Genomic DNA, 16,307 nt, shown 5'->3' with positions numbered 1-16,307 from the left:
CCGACGAGTCGGCGGCCGGGCTACCGGTCGTCCTCGCGCAGCTCCATCCGGGCGACGAGGTCGTAGGCGTCCTCGCCCTTCCGGAGGCTGTCGAGGATGGCGAAGGCGTCCCCCGGCGAGAGGAAGTGTCGGGTCACCGCCCGCCCCAGCGGCGTCGGCTCCAGCCCGTCGATGAAGCCGTACTCGATGAGTTTTCCGAGGGCGTGTTTGGTCGGGACCTCCCCGACCATCGACTCGTTGAGCGCCTTGGCCCGCGAGCCCGCGACGGTGATGTTCGCCAGCGTCTCCTCGACCGCGGCGGGGCCGTCGTAGCGGGTCCGGACGGGCTCCATCTCCCCCTTCAGGAGCTTGAAGGCCACCTCGTCCTCGGTCATCTCCTGTGAGTTGTGGTAGGTGCCGTCGGGCTCGACGAGCAGGTAGACCGTCCCCTTGTCGTGGTAGTCGGGGCGGCCGGCCCGGCCGAGCATCTGGCTGAACTCCTGGACGGAGAGCCACTCGATCCCCATCGCCAGCGAGTCGAATATCACCTGCGAGGCCGGGAAGTCGACCCCCGCCGCCAGCGCGGCGGTCGTCACCACGGCTGCGAGCTCCTGGTCGGCGAACTGCCCCTCGACGCGGGAGCGGCGTTTGTTGTCCAGGCCGGCGTGGTATGGGGCGGAGTCGTACTCCAGCCGCCGGGAGATCTCGTGACACCGCCGCCGGGAGTTGGTGAAGATTATCGTCTGCCCCCGGTAGCCCTTGCTGGATTTGCTGTCGAAAGCCCGCCTGACGAGCCGGTTCTCGACGTCTATCTTCTCGCGGCCGTCGAGGAAGGTGACGTGGCGCTCGATCGGGACCGGGCGCTCCTCGAACTCGATGAGCGTCGCCTCCAGCGCCTCCGCCAGCGCCCCCGGGTTACCGACCGTCGCCGACAGGTAGACCCACTGGGCGTCGGTTCCCCGTTGCCGGCAGTAGTCTTTCAGGCGGGCGATGAGGCCGTCGAGCCGGTGGCCCCGCTCTGGCTCGCCCAGGGTGTGGACCTCGTCGATGACGACCGTCCCCACCTCGCCCAGGTCGCGACCGGTCCGGAGCGCGTGGTCGACTCCCTCGTAGGTCCCGACGACGATGTCCGCGGAGGGGTCGAACCCGGAGCCGTCGTCGTTGATCCGGCTGGCGCCGACCCGCAGCGTCACGTCCGCGATATCGCCGTAGCGCTCCTGGAACTGCTCGTACTTCTGGTTTGCCAGCGCGACCAGCGGGACGAGAAAGAGCATCTTCCCCTCGCCATTCAGGACGCGGTCCAGCCCGGCCATCTCCCCCACGAGCGTCTTCCCGGTCGCCGTGGCGCTCACGACGAGCTGGTCTTGGCCCTCGGTGGCGCCGTTCTCGACGGCCAGGCTCTGGACCGGCAGGAGGGTGTCGAACCGCTCCTCCAGTTTCGACTGGATGCCCGGGTGGAGGCTCAGCTCGGCGGTCGGCACGGGGTCGACCTCGTCGACGGTCGCGCTGATCTCGTCGAACTTCGTCAGGTCGGGGTCGAGTTCCCCCGAGAGCAGGTCGGTGATCCGGTCCAGGTCCTGGACCTCCAGGAGCAGGTCCTCCAGGCGGTCCCGCGCCGAGCCGGTGATCTCTCCCCGATACGCGAGTTCGCGGTCGAGCTCCGCGCGGGCACAGTCCGGGCAGATGGCCTCCCCGTCGGCGCTGATGGCTGTCTCGGCGGTGATCGGGGAGTAGCGGCCGCTGTTGGCGCAGTACCGGCAGGTCCGGACCACCTTCGCCTCGAGCTGGTAGGCGTCGAGCAGCTCCCGGATGGTCGCCCGGCCGGCCGGGGAAGTCTGCTCGGAGACGCGGATCCGGGCGGCCCCGCGGGCCAGGTCGACGAACTCGTCGGGGCTGTACAGCTGTTCGCTGGACCCGTCAGTCACCCGGAGCCGGGCCGGCCGGGGGCCGGCGTCGCGCTCTGTGACCTCCAGCCGGCCCCGGAAGACCCGGTCGCCGTCCCGGCTGGCGACGACCCGGAACTCCTCGCCGTCCTCGTGGAGGAAGACGGTGTCGACGCGCTCGACCTGCTGTGACACGTCCTTCTGTAGAGGGGCGGCGTATTTCAGTGCCCCGGACCCACCTCGTTACTCCAACACCTGGATCGCGTCGTCGCCGGTCGGGACCGCACAGACGAACACGCCTTCCTCCTCGCCCTCGTTGCGGTACCAGTGGACCGCCCCCGCGGGGATATGGACCGCGTCGCCCGGCCCGACGGTGTACTCCTCCCCGGCGCTGACGGCGTCGCCGTCGCTCCGATGCGCCTCCGGCGCATCGCCGATCCCGACCACGTACTCGCCCTGCAGAACGTACTGCTCGTGTTCGATCTCGTTAGTGTGGCGGGGGACGGTCCCGCCGGGCGCGAGCCGGAATTCACGGATGGCGACGTTGGGCGCACCGTGTTCCTCGCCGAGCAGCACGGCTTTCGTGAGCCCGTCGCCTGCCTCGACGGTCTCGGCCTCGATGTCTTCGCTTCGGCGGACGAGTGGCTGGCTCTCGGTTTCGCTCATGAATCTGGGTCGGCGCCCCACTGGCATAAGTCGTCAGGGACCGCACGGCGGGCACACGACCCCGGACCCGGCCGAAATGCTGTCCCTTTTCCGTCCACTGGACGACAGGTCAGCCATGAGTCGGGCTGGGAGCCGGCCGGCGGCATCGATCGACACGAACCTCTTCATCACCGTCTCCGGACCGCCCGGGTGCGGTGCAACGACGCTGTGCACGCAGCTCGCGGACGCCATCGGCTGCCCGTACATCTCCGGCGGGGACGTGTTCCGGGAGCTCGCCGACGACCGTGGGCTCACGCTCACACAGCTCAGCGCGAAAGCCCAGGAGTCCGACGAACTCGACCGCGAACTGGACAGGCGGCTCCGCGCCATCGCCGAGGAGTGGGGAACCTCGAACAAACCCTGCATCCTCGAGTCCCGCCTGGCCGGGTGGCTGGCCGGCGACCGCGCGGACCTGCGGGTCCGGCTGGACGCCCCCGACGAAGTCCGCAAACAGCGCGTGAGCGACCGCGAGGAGACCGTCGCCGAGATGCAGGTCCGCGAGGTCGGCGAAGCACAGCGGTACGACGCCTACTACGAGATCGACGTCGACAACCGGGAGTTCTACGACCTCCACCTGAACACCGCACGCTGGGGGAAACGGGGCGTCTTCGAGGTCGTGCGGGCGGCCATCGAACAGTACGACCCCGCCCGCGACGAGGGGGCGTTCGAGACGCCGGACGTGCCCATCTGAGCGCGGCCCCGTCGACGACTCTGCCGCTCCGTGTGCTCACATAATTATAAGAAAAGAGATAATATTGGCGAAAATACGCGTACGTAGACGGGGTATAAAATGTCAGTCCGGGTGCGAGAATTGAACCCGCGTCTCAGCCTCCACAAGGCTGAAGGATAGTCCACTACCCTAACCCGGACGCGGCGTGCACGCGTACCTAATCCGCGAGCGCCTCAAATACGTTACGTTAGCCGCGCGCCGCCGCCCTGGGTGAGGGGTGCTCCGAGACGTCCCTATCCGCCGACCCGGTCGTGGAAGCTCCCGACCGCTCCGACAAGCGACCTCCGGACAGACTCGAACTGCATGAAGTGAGTGCCGCCGGCGACCTCGGTGTAGGTCCGGTCCCCCGCTCCGAGCGCGTCGTACAGCGCGAGCGCGTCGGGGCGGCGCGAGGCCGTATCGAGCGACCCCCGGACCACCAGCGTCGGGACCTCGATGGCACGGGGGTCGTACAGCGGCTCGTCGACGGCCGCTGTCAGGTCCACCAGCGTCCCGTTGGGGGCGACCACCCGGCCCTCGCCGGCGTGCTGGCCGGAGTCGAGCAGCGTCTCCCAGAACGCCTCGAAGGCCCCGTCCGGGACCGGGTCGGGCCGTTGCTCGGCCCACCGCTCCCGGGTCTCGGCCTCGGTGACGGTCCGGTAGGCCGCGGGCGGGTCGCCCGGCGAGAAGTCGGACTCCCGGTCGGCGGCCGGCGAGTAGACGGGGGCGTACTGGACCAGCGAAGCCACGTCGACACCCAGCCCCCCGAGCAGGACGCCGGCGGTCATCGACCCCCAGGAGTAACCGACCAGGTGGACCGTCTCGACGGACTCCCGAACCGCGTCGAGCGCGGCCTGGGCGTCCCGGGCGGCCGTCTCCGCGCGGACCACGGGGTCGCCGTCCCCGGCCGGCGCGTCGAGTTCGGGCGGGCGCCCGGAATCGCCGTACCCGCGAGCGTCGAGCGCGTAGGCGGCCCGGCCCGCGTCAGCCACGTCCTCCAGCCAGGAGTACCCCTCTGGGGCGAACGCGGCCCGCCCGCCGTAGGTGGCGCCGTGGACGAACAGGACGGCCTCGGTCGCCTCCTCGGGGGCGCGCCGCCAGACGCGAATCCGTGTTCCGTCGGCCGATTCGACATCCAGCGCGTCGAGTTCGCTCATGAGGCTCTCTCGGCGGCCGCCCACTAAACATCGGGGGAGGGACCGACAGCCGGCGGTCCGTGTCGCTTTTGTCCGCAGACATGCTGGGTCCTACAACGCGTGGCTGTCACCGACAAGATATACATCAAAAACCACCGCCAGCTCGCCTCCCAGTTAGAGACCTCCTTCCCGAAGGGGGCGTTCAAGGGGGCAACACTGGACATCCTCTTCTCGGGGGAGGGGCTCTCGAAGCTCGACGACGCGACCCGGGACCGGGTGCTCGACTTCGCGGAGGACTTCATGGACTGTGACTGCCAGGCCAGCCCCCACTGTGGCTGCCCGGAGCGGAAGTTCGTCCGCTACCTGCTGGAGCTGCGCGAGCAGGGACTGGGGCCGGACGCCATCGTCGACGTGATGGGCGACGACTACATGTTGTACGCCTACCCCGGCGACATCCTCTCATTTCTCGACAGCTCGGTCCGCACTCTGGAGGCGGCGGAGGCGCTGGCGGACGTCGACGGACAGGACGACGCGGCGCGCGAGGTGCGCGCGCTCAAGCAGGGACTCGTGCGGTAGCGAGGCGGAGAGAAGGGCGGTCAGCCAGGAAGGGGGTCAGAAGGAGCTGTCTTCGAAGCTGGAGCCGATCCGGTAGGAGGGTTCCTCCTCCTCGTCGCCGTCGAGCTCCTCGAGCTGGACGACGTCCTCCTGGTCGGCCTCGTCGATCTCCTGGCGGAGCTTCGTCACGTAGCGCTTGTGCTCCTCGAGCTGTTCGCGGAGGTGCTCGGCCTCGAGTTCGAGGCGCTCGTGCTCGCGGACGAAACTCTTCGGCACCTCGACTTTCGGCGGGAAGCTCTCCGTTCCAGAGCTTTCGGACTCGCTGACCTCGTGTTCGGGGACGACCTCGACCTGGCCGTCGTGGGCAACGAGCATGTCGACGTAGTCACGGAAGACCGCCGAAAGCGAGATGTCACGCTCCTCCGCGATGTCCCGGAGCGTCTCGAACTTCTCCTGGCTGACGCGAAAGGAGATCGTCTTGTTTTTGTTGCCCATCGTGCGAACTGGTCGTCGCTCCTCCTACTTAACCGTTTGTCAGACGGACGCATGACCGACCGTGTCACGGCTGGGGCGCTCGCAACGGCAAAGGGACGCGGGGAAGGAAGGGGAACGCGGGGGGTGTGTGGCCGCTACGCGCCGGCTTCCGGTTCGGCCTCGGCCTCGGCGTCGAGGCTCTCCAGGGCCTCGATGGCGGCCTGCTTGTAGGCGTCGACGGAGCCGCCGTACTGCTCGCGGGCCATCTCGACGTACTCGTCCACTCCGGCGGCGTCGCCGCCTTCGTGCGACGCCTCCGGCGTCTCGCTGTCGAAGGCCCGGATCCGGTCGAGGGTCTGCTCGGCGGTCTCGACCACCCAGCGGTCCCGCTCGGCCTCGGTCACCTCGGTGATCGACTCCGGCCGGACCGAGACGTTGACCTCGCCGTCGTCCGTCTCGAAGGTGCGGGGCTTGCCGACCACCGAGACGTAGGCCGGGGGTTCGAGTTCCCGGAGCGCCGAGGCGGCGTCGGGCTGGTACTGGCCGGCGTAGGTGAAGAAGGTGTCACCGTTGGGGTCGACGATCCGGCCCTGCCAGTACTCCGAGTCCTCGCCGACGTCCTCGGTCTCGGTGAGCGTGCCGACGACGAACACGCGGTTGGCGCGCTCGCCGGTCGGCAACAGCAGGTAGACCGGCGCGCGCTCGTCGTCCGATTCTTTGAACGTGAAACTCGCGTCGTTGAACTCGCGTGCGAAGACGCGCCGTGCGACCTCGCGGGTTGGGGTGCTCGCCATTATATCGACCTCGCTTTGATGAGGGCAGCTTCAGGGTCGACCCCGCCGGCCAGGTGCTCGGTCTCGTTGGCCAGGACGTACCGGCCCAGCGTCGGCCCGACGACGCGGTAGTACCGGCCCAGCGTCTTCTCGCGCATCTCGTCGGCCACGACGGTCGTGTCCAGCGCGTCCATGGCCATCTCCTTGGCCTGTTCCAGGGTGATCCCGGTCAGCGCCTCGGTGGCCTCCTCGTCGAAGATGACCTCGTGGACGTCGGTGCCGTCGTCGAGCACGCCCTTGATCCGGAGGTCGAACTCGCCCTCGACCTCGCCGTGCTCGGAACAGCGGCCGTTCTGGAGGACGCGGGTGCAGTCCTCCTCTGGACAGCGCTTGATCAGTCCGGAACCGGACTGGATGTCGACCAGCGCGCCCTCCACCTCGACGGCGTCGTCGCCGACCTCGATCTCCTCGTCGAGTTCCTCGATGACGGTCGTCCGGTTGAGCTTCACCGAGAACCGGCCCTGGTACTCGTCGGTGACGACGTTCCGGAGGTCGTAGACTTTCCCCTCCTCCAGGCTCGGGAGGTCAGACTTCGACCACTTGGTGAATTTTACTGTTCCGGTCTCGTCGCCGAGCAGGCCGACCTGGGCGACGGCGTCGCTGGTGGCGTCCCAGAGGTCGACGACCTTCGCGGTGAGGTCGACCCACTGCTCGGGGGCGTCGATGTCGGCGACCTCGACGCGCTCGTTCCCGCCCCCCTGGGAGATCTCCTCGCGGTCCATCCCGGCCTCGTCGAGGTAGGTGTTCGTGACGCTGCGCCGGGCCTCGCTGACGGGGACCTTGTACTCATTGACCAGCGTATCGAGGCGCTCGGCCACCTCCTCGACGGTCACGTCGAGATGGTCCGCAAACTGTTCGTGTATCTCGCTCGCGTGGGTACGCAAATCTGTCTCACTCATTGGGCTCACTGTCTCCGGTCTGTGTTTCGGTGGGAGACATACGCTGATTCACGCCCGATAGTATAAAAGGTTCCGCAGGCGGGGTGAAAGTGTATCCGCGGGAGGGAACCGGACCGTTCGTGCGGTCTCCCCGCCCGGCTGGTGGGGTCGTGGCGCCCGGCTCGCCAGCTACGCCTCCTCGCCGCGGAGCTTCCGGCGCTGGATCTTGCCGGTCGTGGTCGTCGGGAGTTCGTCGACGAAGTCGATCTCGCGGGGGTACTCGTGTTTCGCCAGATTCTCGCGCACGAGGTCGCGGATCTCCCCGCGGAGTTCGTCGTCGCCCTCCACCCCCTCGACGGGCTGGACGAAGGCCTTGATCACCTCGTTGCGCGTCTCGTCGGGGATCCCGACGACGCCGGCCTGCTCGACGTCGTCGTGTTCGAGGATGGCGCTCTCGACCTCGCCGGGCCCGACCCGGTAGCCCGACGTGATGATCACGTCGTCGTCGCGGGCCTTGAACCAGAAGTAGCCCTCCTCGTCCCGGTAGCCCAGGTCCTCCGTCAGGTGCCAGTCGTTGCCCTCGGGGTCGGTGACGGTCACCTCCGCGGTCTTCTCCGGGCGGTTCCAGTACTCCCTGAAGACGACCGGGTCGTCGGCGTCCCGGCGGACCGCGAGCATTCCGACCTCCTCGTCGGGTTTGCGCTCGCCCGTGTCGGGGTCGACGGCCGCCACCTCGTGGCCGGGGACGGGCTTGCCCATGCTGCCGGCCTGGGCGGGGAACCACTCCCGGCAGTTCGTGACCAGCAGGTTCGCCTCGGTCTGGCCGTACAGTTCGTTGACGGCCACGCCATCCAGCGTCCCGTCGGCCCACTCCAGGATCTCGGGGGTGAGCGGCTCCCCGCCCGAACAGACCGCCTTCAGGTCCAGGTCGTACCGCCGCTCGGGCTCGTCGACGGTCATCATCATCCGGATGGCCGTCGGCGGGAGGAAGCTGTCGGTGACGCCGTGTCCCTCCAGGATCCGGAACGCCTGCTCGGCGTCGAACCCCTCCATCGGGTAGCCCACGACGGGGCGGCCGTAGTGCCAGGCGGGAAAGACCAGGTCGCCGAGCGCGCCGATCCACGCCCAGTCGGCGGGGGTCCAGAACACCGAGTCGCCAACGTCGCGCTCGAAATACATGTAGAAGGCGGGACAGTGGCCGACCCAGACCCCGTGGCCGTGGAGGACGCCCTTCGGCGGCCCGGTCGACCCGGACGTGTACATGATGATCGCGGGCGTCTCCGGGCCGGTCTCGGCGAGGCTCATGCTCCGGGGGTACCCCCGCCGGAGCGCCTCGAACTCGTGGGCGTCCTCCGGGTCGTCGGCGTCGACGGCGACGACGTACTCGAGGTCCGGGCAGTCCGCGGCGGCCGCCTGCACCGCCTCCAGGACCGACTCGTCGGCGACGACCACCTCGGCGCCGCTGTCCGCGATGCGGTGCTGGAGAGCGTCGACGCCGAAGAGCACCGACAGCGGCAGCGAGACCGCGCCGAGCTTCCAGCAGGCGAAGTGGGTCAGCGGGTTCGCCGGCTTCTGGGGGACGACGACCCCGACGCGGTCGCCGCGGTCGACCCCCAGGTCCGCGAGTGCGTGGGCGAGCTGGTTCGACAGGTCGTCGAGGTCCTCGAAGGTGTAGGTCCCGGTATCGCCGTCGGGGTCGTGCTGGTACAGCGCCGGCCGGTCGGTCCGGTCGTGCTTGCGCAGGCAGTCGTGGGCGATGTTGTAGTCGTCGGGCAGGTCCCAGTCGAACTCCTCGCGGGCACTCTCGTAGCTGTCCTGGTCGAGTCGGACGTCCCACGCCATGTGTCGCCTGTTGTCGTGCCCCTGGCTTGTAACCCGGGGGCGAAGCCGGGTGGGCGCCGGCGGCGACGACCGGGCCGACCCTCCGTGCGGGGAGCCGGAGGGTCTTTGTGGCTGTCGGCCCCAGCGCTCGTATGAGCGACCCCGACGGGCTCCCGGGCTTTCTCCGGGCGAAACTCCGGGCGGCGGGCCGGCAGTACGCCGAGGCCAGGGAGGCCTACGGCGAGGGGAAGGCAGCCGCGGTCGCGGACCTGCCGACCGACGGGGAGGGGCGGACGAAGCTGGTCTGTCGCCGGTACGCCGAGCGCCGCGCGGTCACACTCGACGGGGACGGACGGCCCGCCTGCTACGAGGACCACCCCGACTGCGAGGGGTGTGTCGAAGACATCCGCGACGGGGCGGTCCAGACGTGGGAGTGACCGTCGTCGCGGTCGTCCTGGCCGGCGGGACCGGCACCCGCCTGTACCCCGCCAGCCGGCCCGACCGCCCCAAGCAACTGCTCGGACTCGGCGGCGAGGAATCGCTGCTCGCCCGGACCGTCGACCGCGCCGGCTTCGCCGACCAGCGGTACGTGCTCACCCGTCCATCGCTGGCGGACGCGGTCCGGGAACATGCCCCCGGCGCGGCAGTGCTGACCGAACCCGAGCCCAAAGATACCGGCCCGGCGCTGGTCTACGCCGCTCACCGGGTCCGCGAGCAGGTCGGCGACTGCGTCCTGGTCTGTCTGCCAAGCGACCACCACATCTCCGGGGACTTCGCGCCGACGATGGAGCGAGCCGCCGGCGTCGCCGCCGACGCCGGCCGGCTGGTCACCGTCGGCGTCGAGCCCTCGCGCCCGGCGACGGGGTACGGCTACATCGAACCCGGCGCGGACCGGGGCGAGTACCGCGAGGTCGCCCGCTTCGTCGAGAAACCCGACAGCGAGACCGCCCGGCGGTACGTCGAGGCGGGCTGGCTCTGGAACGCCGGGGTCTTCGCGTGGACGCCCGAGGCGCTGCTCGGGGCCGCCCGTGACTCGCCGCTGGCCCGGCTGGTCGAGGCGCTGGAGGCCGGCGACCCCGCGGGCGGCTTCGAGGCGGTCGAGCCCGTCAGCGTCGACAACGCGGTGCTGGAGCGAGCGGACGACGTCGCCGTCGTGCCCGCTGACTTCCCGTGGGACGACCTGGGCTCGTGGGATGCCGTCGGCCGCGTGCTCGAGGCGGACGGCGACAGGAACGCCCGCCTGGGGGAGACGCTGGCGGTCGACGCGACCGACTGCGTGCTCGCGGCGGGAGAGGACAGCCACGTCAGCGCGGTCGGCGTCGAGGGGCTGGCGGTTGCCAGTTACGACGGCCGGACGCTCGTGGTTCCCCGCGAGGACGCCGAGCGGGTCCGCGAGGTCGTCGACGCCCTCCGGGAGTGAGCTGACCGGAGATCCAAGCACTGATATCCGCCCGTCGCCGCTGTTCACTGATGGCGGGGAACCACGACCCACTGTCGGTCACTGTGGAGGACGGCGAGGTCGTCCTGTCGGTGTTCAACATCGACACGTACGACTCCGCCCGGGTCCGACTCGACCCCGAGGAGGCACAGTCCCGCGCACGCGAGGTCCTCGAAGCGGTCGACGGGTTGCTCGAGGGCCGAGAAGGCGACGGCGAGGGTGCCGACCTCGACGCCGAGACCAGCGAGGCCGGCTCCGAGGACAGAGACCACCGCAGCCAGATGGGGATCCCCCCTGGCGCGCCCTCGGCGACGCCGTTCCGGGCCTGACAGGCCCCGCGGTCGCTTCGCACGCGGTCACGTCTCGGGCAGGACATGCAGCCCGGCCCGGCTCTTCAGTACGGTCACCGTCTCGGCGTCGGGGTCGAGGTAGTCCGGGCGAGCGATGGTCTCGGCCTCGTAGGTTTCGGGGTCGAGGACCTGGACGGCGCGGTCGTCCTCCACGGCGACCAGCGTCGTCTCCTGGCCGTCCGCACGCCAACCCAGTCGCGTGGCCTCGGGCCGGTCACCGTCCTCGAAGGCCGCCTCGTAGCCCTCGCCGGTGGTCAGCCGCACGCCCTTCAGGTTCCCCCGGACGCTGCGGACGAGTACGGGGCCGTCGCCGTCCCCGGGGTCGATCACCTCCCCGGGCCGGTAGGCGGGCAGCCGGGCGACGTAGGCCATCCGGTAGACCCGCTCGCCGTCCTCCTCGGTGATGAGCCGGCGGGACTCGCTGACCTCCCCGCCGAGCTGCCGGACCACCCGCTCGGCGACCGCCCGGCCGATCTGCGTGGTCGAGACCTTGACGTCCAGCCCGCCGTCAACCTCCCCGAGTTCGGTGATGTAGGCCCCGCGGTCGCCCTTCCCCTCGCGGTCGGCGACGTACTCTCTGGCGACCTCGGTGGCACGCGCTATCTCCTCGTCGCTGGGCTCGCGGTCGGCGGCCCGGACCTGGACGGTCGCGGCGAAAGAGCCGCCGGCGACCTCGCCACACCGGTCGCAGGTCTCCCGGCTGATCTTCACCGGGACTGTGACCTCGGCGGTCACCGGCCGCTCGCGCAACAGCCCCGAAAACTGGCAGTGCATCCGGATGGTGGTCTCGTCGACCTGCTCTGGGGCGACCTGCCAGGATACCCCCTCGGCGTCGACGTGGACGCCGAGCGCCTCCGTCACCTCCTCGACGGCGACGTCGGTGTAGTCCTCGGCGCCGACGTCGACCCACCGGTTCCCCCGGTGGACCGCGCCACACTGTGCACAGACCCGGACTTCCACGCGGTCGGGCGCGTCCACGAGGTCGTGTTCCTCGAGGTAGCACTCCCCACACAGCGCCCCGTCCTCGAGACTCCCCCCGACGGGGTCGCCACACCGCGGGCAGAAGGTGCCGGACCGACTCATTACCGGGCGTAGGCCGCTCGCGCGCTTAAGCCGCACGTTCCGGTCCCGGATACCGGCGGTCGCGGCCCCCGTGCCGCGCGCTTCACACATCAACCCCAGCCCGACCAGCCCGAGCGGCCTGCTTCCGTCCCAGTGTTTCACTTTCACCAGGCTGTTAACGAGGCTTTATGTGGGGGGAGGCACAACCCCGGTGTATGTCCGCAACAGAGGACCTCGAGGAGCTGCCGGGCGTCGGTCCGGCGACCGCGGAGAAGCTCAAGGACAACGGGTTCGACTCCTACCAGGGGATCGCCGTCGCCAGCCCCGGCGAGCTCTCCAACACGGCCGACATCGGCGAGTCGAGCGCCGCCGACATCATCAACGCCGCCCGCGACGCCGCCGACATCGGCGGCTTCGAGTCCGGGGTCACCGTCCTGGAGCGCCGGGAGAAGATCGGCAAGCTCACCTGGGGGGTCGAGGAGGTCGACGACCTCCTGGGCGGCGGCGTCGAGACCCAGTCTATCACCGAAGTGTACGGCGAGTTCGGCGCCGGCAAGTCCCAGGTCACCCACCAGCTCGCGGTGAACGTCCAGCTCCCCGCCGAGCACGGCGGGCTCGAGGGGTCGGCCATCTTCGTCGACAGCGAGGACACCTTCCGCCCCGAGCGCATCGAGCAGATGCTGCTCGGTCACCCCGACGAAGTCATCGCGGACACGATGGTGCTCCACGGGGTCGCCGAGGAGGGCGACGCCGACCCGGCCGACGAGACCCTCCAGGAGGCGCTCGTCGAGTCGATCCTCGACAAGATCCACGTCGCCAAGGCGTTCAACTCCAACCACCAGATCCTCCTGGCCGAGAAGGCCCAGGAGATCGCGAGCGAGAGCCAGGACGACGAGTTCCCCGTCCGGCTGCTCTGTGTCGACTCGCTGACCGCGCACTTCCGGGCGGAGTACGTCGGCCGCGGGGAACTCGCCGAGCGCCAGCAGAAGCTCAACAAGCACCTCCACGACCTGATGCGCATCGGCGACCTCAACAACACCGCCGTCGTCGTCACCAACCAGGTCGCGGCCAACCCCGACTCCTTCTTCGGGGACCCGACCCAGCCCATCGGCGGCAACATCCTCGGGCACACCTCGACGTTCCGGCTCTACCTGCGCAAGTCCAAGGAGGACAAGCGGATCGTCCGGCTGGTCGACGCACCGAACCTCCCCGACGGCGAGGCCGTGATGCGCGTCGACGAGGACGGCCTCATCGCCGAGTAGCTCACCCTTCCGGCTCCGGCTGCCGCCGGTCCCCGTCGCCTCCGTCGCCTGCCGTTCCAGTATCGGTTTCCCCCGCCGCGTCGCCGTCGGGCTGTCCGTCCGTGTCGGCGTCGGGGCCGTCCCCCTCGTTCGCCCCGTCCGCCCGCTGGACCGCCGGCCGCTTGCGCAGGTCCGGCTCCGCGATGTGCGTCTGGAGGAAGAGTGCCCCCTCCGACCGGCGAACCCACAGGAGGACCAGCGCGGCCCCGACGGCCAGCGCCGCGAGCATCAGGACCCCACCCTCCGGGCCGAAGGCCCCGCCGGTGAGCACCCGTGGACCGTCGGGCTCGACCGCGAGCAGCGCCGAGCTCGTCTCCAGCCCGCTGACCGGCAGCCCGTACACTGCCCCGACCGCGAAGTTCCAGGCCGCGTGGATCCCGACGGCCATGGCGAGCCGCCCGGTCAGGACGTACGCCCCGCCCAGGAGCACGCCGGCGAGGGTGACGTTGAGCAGCCCCAGTATCGTGCCACCAGGGTTCGAGGCGTGGAGGATCCCGAAGAGCCCGGCGGTGACGGCGACGGCGGCGAGCACCCCCCGCTGGCGGCCGAGCCGGCCCGACAGCCCCTCGGCGGCGTTCACGAGCAGGTAGCCACGGACGGCGACCTCCTCGAGGGTGGCGGCTCCGGCGTAGAACAGCGCCCAGAGGCCGGCGCTGGCGAGCGGGCCGACCCCGGTCACCGTGAGTTGGGCCTCCCGGCCGGTGACCGTCCCGGCCACCGACGCCGTCCCCGTCGCCAGCAGTGCCGCCACCACGGCAGTCGCCATCGCCCCGCCGACGGCGAGGCCGGCGGCACAGTCCCGGTACCACCGGCCGCTCAGCGCGACCCCCAGGTCGCGGGTGTACCGGCGGTCGACGACCCAGGAGAGGCCGACCACCGCGACCGAGAGCCCGAGGAAGGCGCCGGCGAGGACGACCAGGTCCCAGCCGCTCCCGGGCGCGTCCAGCCCGGTGAGCAGGCGGGCGAGTGGGGCGACGACCACCGCGGCCAGCAGGAGCAGGGAGAGCGTCGCCCCGACCCGCCAGGGCGCCCGGAGCCGCGCCTCGGTCCCGTTCCAGAACAGCCCGCGTACGCCGCTCATGCATCCACTACGGGGCGGGGTGGGTTTGAGACTGCCGGACCGTGGCTCGGGCGGCCACAGCGGACCGCAGTGCGGGGGCCGCGGCCGGGGGCGGGACCGAAGCCGCGGCCGCCGGTCCCGGTACGGCTCGAACGGCGGCTCGCGCACGCACACGCAACGACTATCAACGCGGCCGGGCAAGGTGGTGGGTATGACCAAGCGACACGTCTCCCTCCCTCCGCTGGCCGAGGAGGGACTCCAGCAGTTCATCCAGGACGTCGACGGGCGCCTCTCCAGCGACGAGGAGGACGTCTGCGACGTGGTGGAGGACGTGCTCATCGACCTCTTCGGCGACCGGGACGCCTACGAGCGCTGGCAGTCCGGTGGGGAGATCTCCCCCGCCGAGCGCGTCCGCCTGCAGGGGTATGACCCCTGCAACGCGACCCTGGAGAGCGAGTACTACGCCGAGGTCGAGACCATGGAAGCGCAGTTCGAGCGCTCGAAGTACCTCCAGTGGCTCTGGCGGCAGTTCGACGCCACCCCGATGGCCGACAACATCGCCTTCGCGCTTCGCTTCCGCCGGATGCTCGCCAAACACCTCTTCGACGAGTGTGGCGACAACTGCCGCTTCTTCAAGGGGATCACCTTCACCTACGGCCACAACATCTCCGTCGGTGACAACGTCGTCGTCCACGACAACGTCCACCTCGACGACCGGGGGAAGCTGACGGTCGGCGACAGGGTCTCCATCTCGGACGACGCCCACGTCTACTCCCACGACCACGACGTCGTCGACCAGACCCACGTGGAGAACTACCACACCGTCATCGAGGACGACGCGCGGGTCACCTACGACACGATGGTCCGAGCGGGCGTGAAGGTCGGGGAGAACGCCATCCTCGCGGCCAAGTCGGCAGCCTCGAAGGACATCCCTGCCCACCACATCGCCGCCGGGTCGCCCGCCACGAGCATCGGGATCAAGGACGGCTGGGAGTCCGTCGCCGAGCCCCTCGAGGACGCCAACGTCGACCGGCGCGACCAGCGCCGGATCCCCACCGAGGTGCCCGACAACATGGAGGTCTTCGACGAGTTCGGCCGGGACCTCTCGCCGCCGGACGCGTAGCGGTCGGGCCACCTGCGCGTCGGGCTGCCCGAGCGGCGCGCTCCCGCGACGGTGTCGACGCGCCTACAGCGACCGCAGCGTCACGTCGCCGTTGACCGACCGGAGGTCGAGGGCGTGGGTCGCCTCGCCCAGCCGCCCGCTGGCCCGCGCGTCCGACGCCTCGAGGCTCCCGAGGTCGACCCCTTCGACGGTCGCGTCTCCGTTCTGCGTCCGCAGGACGACGGCCGCATCGACCGACTCCGCGACCGCGGCGGTCACGTCCCCGTTCGTCGTCCGGCAGGTGATATCGTCGCGGAGCGCGGGAACGTCCACGTCGACGTCCCCGTTCGTCGTCCGGGCGCCGTCGAGCCCGCCGGGCTCCCGGACAGTCACGTCGCCGTTCTCGGAGCGGGCGGTGACGTATCCCTCGACCCCCTCGGCGCGGACGTCGCCGTTGGCCGTGCGGTACTCGCCGTCGCCGGCGAGGTCGCGGCCGGTCACGTCGCCGTTCTCCGAGGCGGCGCGGACGACCGAAAGCGAGTCGGGGACCGAGAGGTCGAGGTCGACGCTGACCGACGCCCCGGGCGGGACCTCCGAGTGGTCGGCCTCGATCCGGAGCGTCCCGTCCTCGACCGTCGCGGTGACGGCGACCGCGTCGAGCGCCTCCCGGCTGGCCCGGGTCCGCTTGACGACCGTCCCCGAGACGACGTCGGTGTCCTCGCCCGACAGCTCGACGTCGCCGTTGCGGAGGTCGACCGTCATCGCCTCGGCGTCCTCGGGGTCGACGGTCCGCTCACTCCGTTCGCTCAGTTCGGTACCGAAGTTCATCTGACAGCCGGCGAGGCCGGCGGCGGCGAGGACGCCGCCGGCACGCAGCAGCCGGCGTCGGCGCTGGGAGGGAGGGTGTTCCGGGGACCTCATGCCTGTCTATTGACGGAAGCGGCGTAAAAACGTTCAGCACGCGTCTCGGCCCCGGCGAGCGCGCGCCGGCTGCGGACGCGGTCGCCGGGCGGCCGAACAT

General features: G+C 70.4%; 17 protein-coding genes and 1 tRNA gene. 7 read left to right on the top strand and 11 right to left on the bottom strand.

The genetic code is table 11. The features are described 5' to 3' along the window. Positions 1-20 precede the first annotated feature (20 nt). Together GN153_RS00540 and GN153_RS00535 are read right to left on the bottom strand one after the other, a co-directional pair. Positions 21-2,057, bottom strand: coding sequence for a DEAD/DEAH box helicase (locus GN153_RS00540; protein WP_159898715.1), 2,037 nt, complete (start codon positions 2,055-2,057; stop codon positions 21-23). Between the two features lie 48 nt (positions 2,058-2,105). Next, complete coding sequence (locus GN153_RS00535; protein ID WP_159898713.1) at positions 2,106-2,528, bottom strand: cupin domain-containing protein; 423 nt, start codon at positions 2,526-2,528, stop codon at positions 2,106-2,108. A gap of 115 nt (positions 2,529-2,643) precedes the next feature. Between GN153_RS00535 and cmk the strand changes: the two genes are divergently transcribed. Further along, positions 2,644-3,258, top strand: a complete 615-nt coding sequence (gene cmk / locus GN153_RS00530; RefSeq protein WP_159898711.1) for a (d)CMP kinase — start codon at positions 2,644-2,646, stop codon at positions 3,256-3,258. Between the two features lie 105 nt (positions 3,259-3,363). On the opposite strand, the gene GN153_RS00525 is transcribed toward cmk, so the two are convergent. Next, positions 3,364-3,436 (bottom strand) — tRNA-His (locus GN153_RS00525). Positions 3,437-3,530: 94 nt separating this feature from the next. Beyond that, positions 3,531-4,433, bottom strand: a complete 903-nt coding sequence (locus tag GN153_RS00520) for an alpha/beta hydrolase (RefSeq protein ID WP_159898709.1) — start codon at positions 4,431-4,433, stop codon at positions 3,531-3,533. A gap of 99 nt (positions 4,434-4,532) precedes the next feature. On the opposite strand from GN153_RS00520, the gene GN153_RS00515 reads away from it, so the two are divergent. Further along, on the top strand, positions 4,533-4,988 hold the full coding sequence (locus GN153_RS00515) for a DUF5814 domain-containing protein (RefSeq protein WP_159898707.1): 456 nt from the start codon (positions 4,533-4,535) through the stop codon (positions 4,986-4,988). A 36-nt stretch (positions 4,989-5,024) separates the two neighbouring features. Here GN153_RS00515 and GN153_RS00510 read toward each other — a convergent pair whose 3' ends face one another. The 4 genes from GN153_RS00510 to GN153_RS00495 form a co-directional block, all read right to left on the bottom strand. Then, the gene (locus tag GN153_RS00510) at positions 5,025-5,462 is read right to left on the bottom strand and encodes a CopG family transcriptional regulator (RefSeq protein ID WP_159898705.1); all 438 of its coding nucleotides are present in this window, start codon (positions 5,460-5,462) and stop codon (positions 5,025-5,027) included. A gap of 134 nt (positions 5,463-5,596) precedes the next feature. Beyond that, a complete protein-coding gene (locus GN153_RS00505) occupies positions 5,597-6,235 on the bottom strand; it encodes an RPA family protein (protein ID WP_159898703.1) in 639 nt (212 codons plus the stop codon). Beyond that, positions 6,235-7,173: a replication factor A gene (locus GN153_RS00500; RefSeq protein ID WP_159898701.1), complete on the bottom strand. Its 939-nt coding sequence runs from the start codon at positions 7,171-7,173 to the stop codon at positions 6,235-6,237. Before GN153_RS00500 ends, GN153_RS00505 begins: the two co-directional genes overlap by 1 nt. Before the next feature lie 168 nt (positions 7,174-7,341). After that, positions 7,342-8,994 carry an AMP-binding protein gene (locus GN153_RS00495; protein WP_159898699.1) on the bottom strand — a complete coding sequence of 551 codons (1,653 nt, stop codon included), beginning with the start codon at positions 8,992-8,994 and terminating at the stop codon, positions 7,342-7,344. Between the two features lie 131 nt (positions 8,995-9,125). Here GN153_RS00495 and GN153_RS00490 point away from each other — a divergent pair, with 131 nt between their 5' ends. The 3 genes from GN153_RS00490 to GN153_RS00480 are packed head-to-tail and all read left to right on the top strand — an operon-like array spanning position 9,126 to position 10,740. Then, the gene (locus GN153_RS00490; RefSeq protein ID WP_159898697.1) at positions 9,126-9,410 is read left to right on the top strand and encodes a DUF7091 family protein; all 285 of its coding nucleotides are present in this window, start codon (positions 9,126-9,128) and stop codon (positions 9,408-9,410) included. Continuing rightward, positions 9,407-10,393: a mannose-1-phosphate guanylyltransferase gene (locus GN153_RS00485; protein ID WP_394350876.1), complete on the top strand. Its 987-nt coding sequence runs from the start codon at positions 9,407-9,409 to the stop codon at positions 10,391-10,393. The genes GN153_RS00490 and GN153_RS00485 overlap by 4 nt, the downstream gene beginning before the upstream one ends. Before the next feature lie 50 nt (positions 10,394-10,443). Further along, entirely contained in the window at positions 10,444-10,740 is a 297-nt protein-coding gene (locus GN153_RS00480; protein ID WP_159898693.1) for a hypothetical protein, read from the top strand. A 27-nt stretch (positions 10,741-10,767) separates the two neighbouring features. Here GN153_RS00480 and GN153_RS00475 read toward each other — a convergent pair whose 3' ends face one another. Next, on the bottom strand, positions 10,768-11,844 hold the full coding sequence (locus GN153_RS00475; RefSeq protein ID WP_159898691.1) for a 60S ribosomal export protein NMD3: 1,077 nt from the start codon (positions 11,842-11,844) through the stop codon (positions 10,768-10,770). Between the two features lie 194 nt (positions 11,845-12,038). On the opposite strand from GN153_RS00475, the gene radA reads away from it, so the two are divergent. Then, complete coding sequence (gene radA, locus GN153_RS00470) at positions 12,039-13,085, top strand: DNA repair and recombination protein RadA (protein WP_159898689.1); 1,047 nt, start codon at positions 12,039-12,041, stop codon at positions 13,083-13,085. A gap of 1 nt (position 13,086) precedes the next feature. On the opposite strand, the gene GN153_RS00465 is transcribed toward radA, so the two are convergent. Beyond that, on the bottom strand, positions 13,087-14,205 hold the full coding sequence (locus tag GN153_RS00465; protein ID WP_159898687.1) for a CPBP family intramembrane glutamic endopeptidase: 1,119 nt from the start codon (positions 14,203-14,205) through the stop codon (positions 13,087-13,089). 190 nt (positions 14,206-14,395) lie between these two features. Between GN153_RS00465 and GN153_RS00460 the strand changes: the two genes are divergently transcribed. Next, the gene (locus GN153_RS00460) at positions 14,396-15,307 is read left to right on the top strand and encodes an acyltransferase (protein ID WP_159898685.1); all 912 of its coding nucleotides are present in this window, start codon (positions 14,396-14,398) and stop codon (positions 15,305-15,307) included. A gap of 63 nt (positions 15,308-15,370) precedes the next feature. Here the strand turns inward: GN153_RS00460 and GN153_RS00455 are convergent, their stop codons facing one another. Next, positions 15,371-16,207, bottom strand: coding sequence for a DUF4097 family beta strand repeat-containing protein (locus GN153_RS00455; protein WP_159898683.1), 837 nt, complete (start codon positions 16,205-16,207; stop codon positions 15,371-15,373). Between the last annotated feature and the right edge of the window lie 100 nt (positions 16,208-16,307).

Source organism: Salinirussus salinus (assembly GCF_009831455.1).
GTDB classification, from domain to species: Archaea; Halobacteriota; Halobacteria; order Halobacteriales; family Haloarculaceae; genus Salinirussus; species Salinirussus salinus.
This window is presented reverse-complemented; position numbering and strand designations above follow the sequence as displayed.

Excerpts from the sequence above, each read along its gene's own strand:
- GN153_RS00505 (WP_159898703.1), bottom strand. The coding sequence starts at position 6,235 with ATGGCGAGCACCCCAACCCGCGAGGTCGCACGGCGCGTCTTCGCACGC.
- GN153_RS00500 (WP_159898701.1), bottom strand. The coding sequence starts at position 7,173 with ATGAGTGAGACAGATTTGCGTACCCACGCGAGCGAGATACACGAACAG.
- GN153_RS00520 (WP_159898709.1), bottom strand. The coding sequence starts at position 4,433 with ATGAGCGAACTCGACGCGCTGGATGTCGAATCGGCCGACGGAACACGG.
- cmk (WP_159898711.1), top strand. The coding sequence starts at position 2,644 with ATGAGTCGGGCTGGGAGCCGGCCGGCGGCATCGATCGACACGAACCTC.
- radA (WP_159898689.1), top strand. The coding sequence starts at position 12,039 with ATGTCCGCAACAGAGGACCTCGAGGAGCTGCCGGGCGTCGGTCCGGCG.
- GN153_RS00460 (WP_159898685.1), top strand. The coding sequence starts at position 14,396 with ATGACCAAGCGACACGTCTCCCTCCCTCCGCTGGCCGAGGAGGGACTC.
- GN153_RS00475 (WP_159898691.1), bottom strand. The coding sequence starts at position 11,844 with ATGAGTCGGTCCGGCACCTTCTGCCCGCGGTGTGGCGACCCCGTCGGG.
- GN153_RS00490 (WP_159898697.1), top strand. The coding sequence starts at position 9,126 with ATGAGCGACCCCGACGGGCTCCCGGGCTTTCTCCGGGCGAAACTCCGG.
- GN153_RS00495 (WP_159898699.1), bottom strand. The coding sequence starts at position 8,994 with ATGGCGTGGGACGTCCGACTCGACCAGGACAGCTACGAGAGTGCCCGC.
- GN153_RS00465 (WP_159898687.1), bottom strand. The coding sequence starts at position 14,205 with ATGAGCGGCGTACGCGGGCTGTTCTGGAACGGGACCGAGGCGCGGCTC.
- GN153_RS00480 (WP_159898693.1), top strand. The coding sequence starts at position 10,444 with ATGGCGGGGAACCACGACCCACTGTCGGTCACTGTGGAGGACGGCGAG.
- GN153_RS00510 (WP_159898705.1), bottom strand. The coding sequence starts at position 5,462 with ATGGGCAACAAAAACAAGACGATCTCCTTTCGCGTCAGCCAGGAGAAG.
- GN153_RS00455 (WP_159898683.1), bottom strand. The coding sequence starts at position 16,207 with ATGAGGTCCCCGGAACACCCTCCCTCCCAGCGCCGACGCCGGCTGCTG.
- GN153_RS00535 (WP_159898713.1), bottom strand. The coding sequence starts at position 2,528 with ATGAGCGAAACCGAGAGCCAGCCACTCGTCCGCCGAAGCGAAGACATC.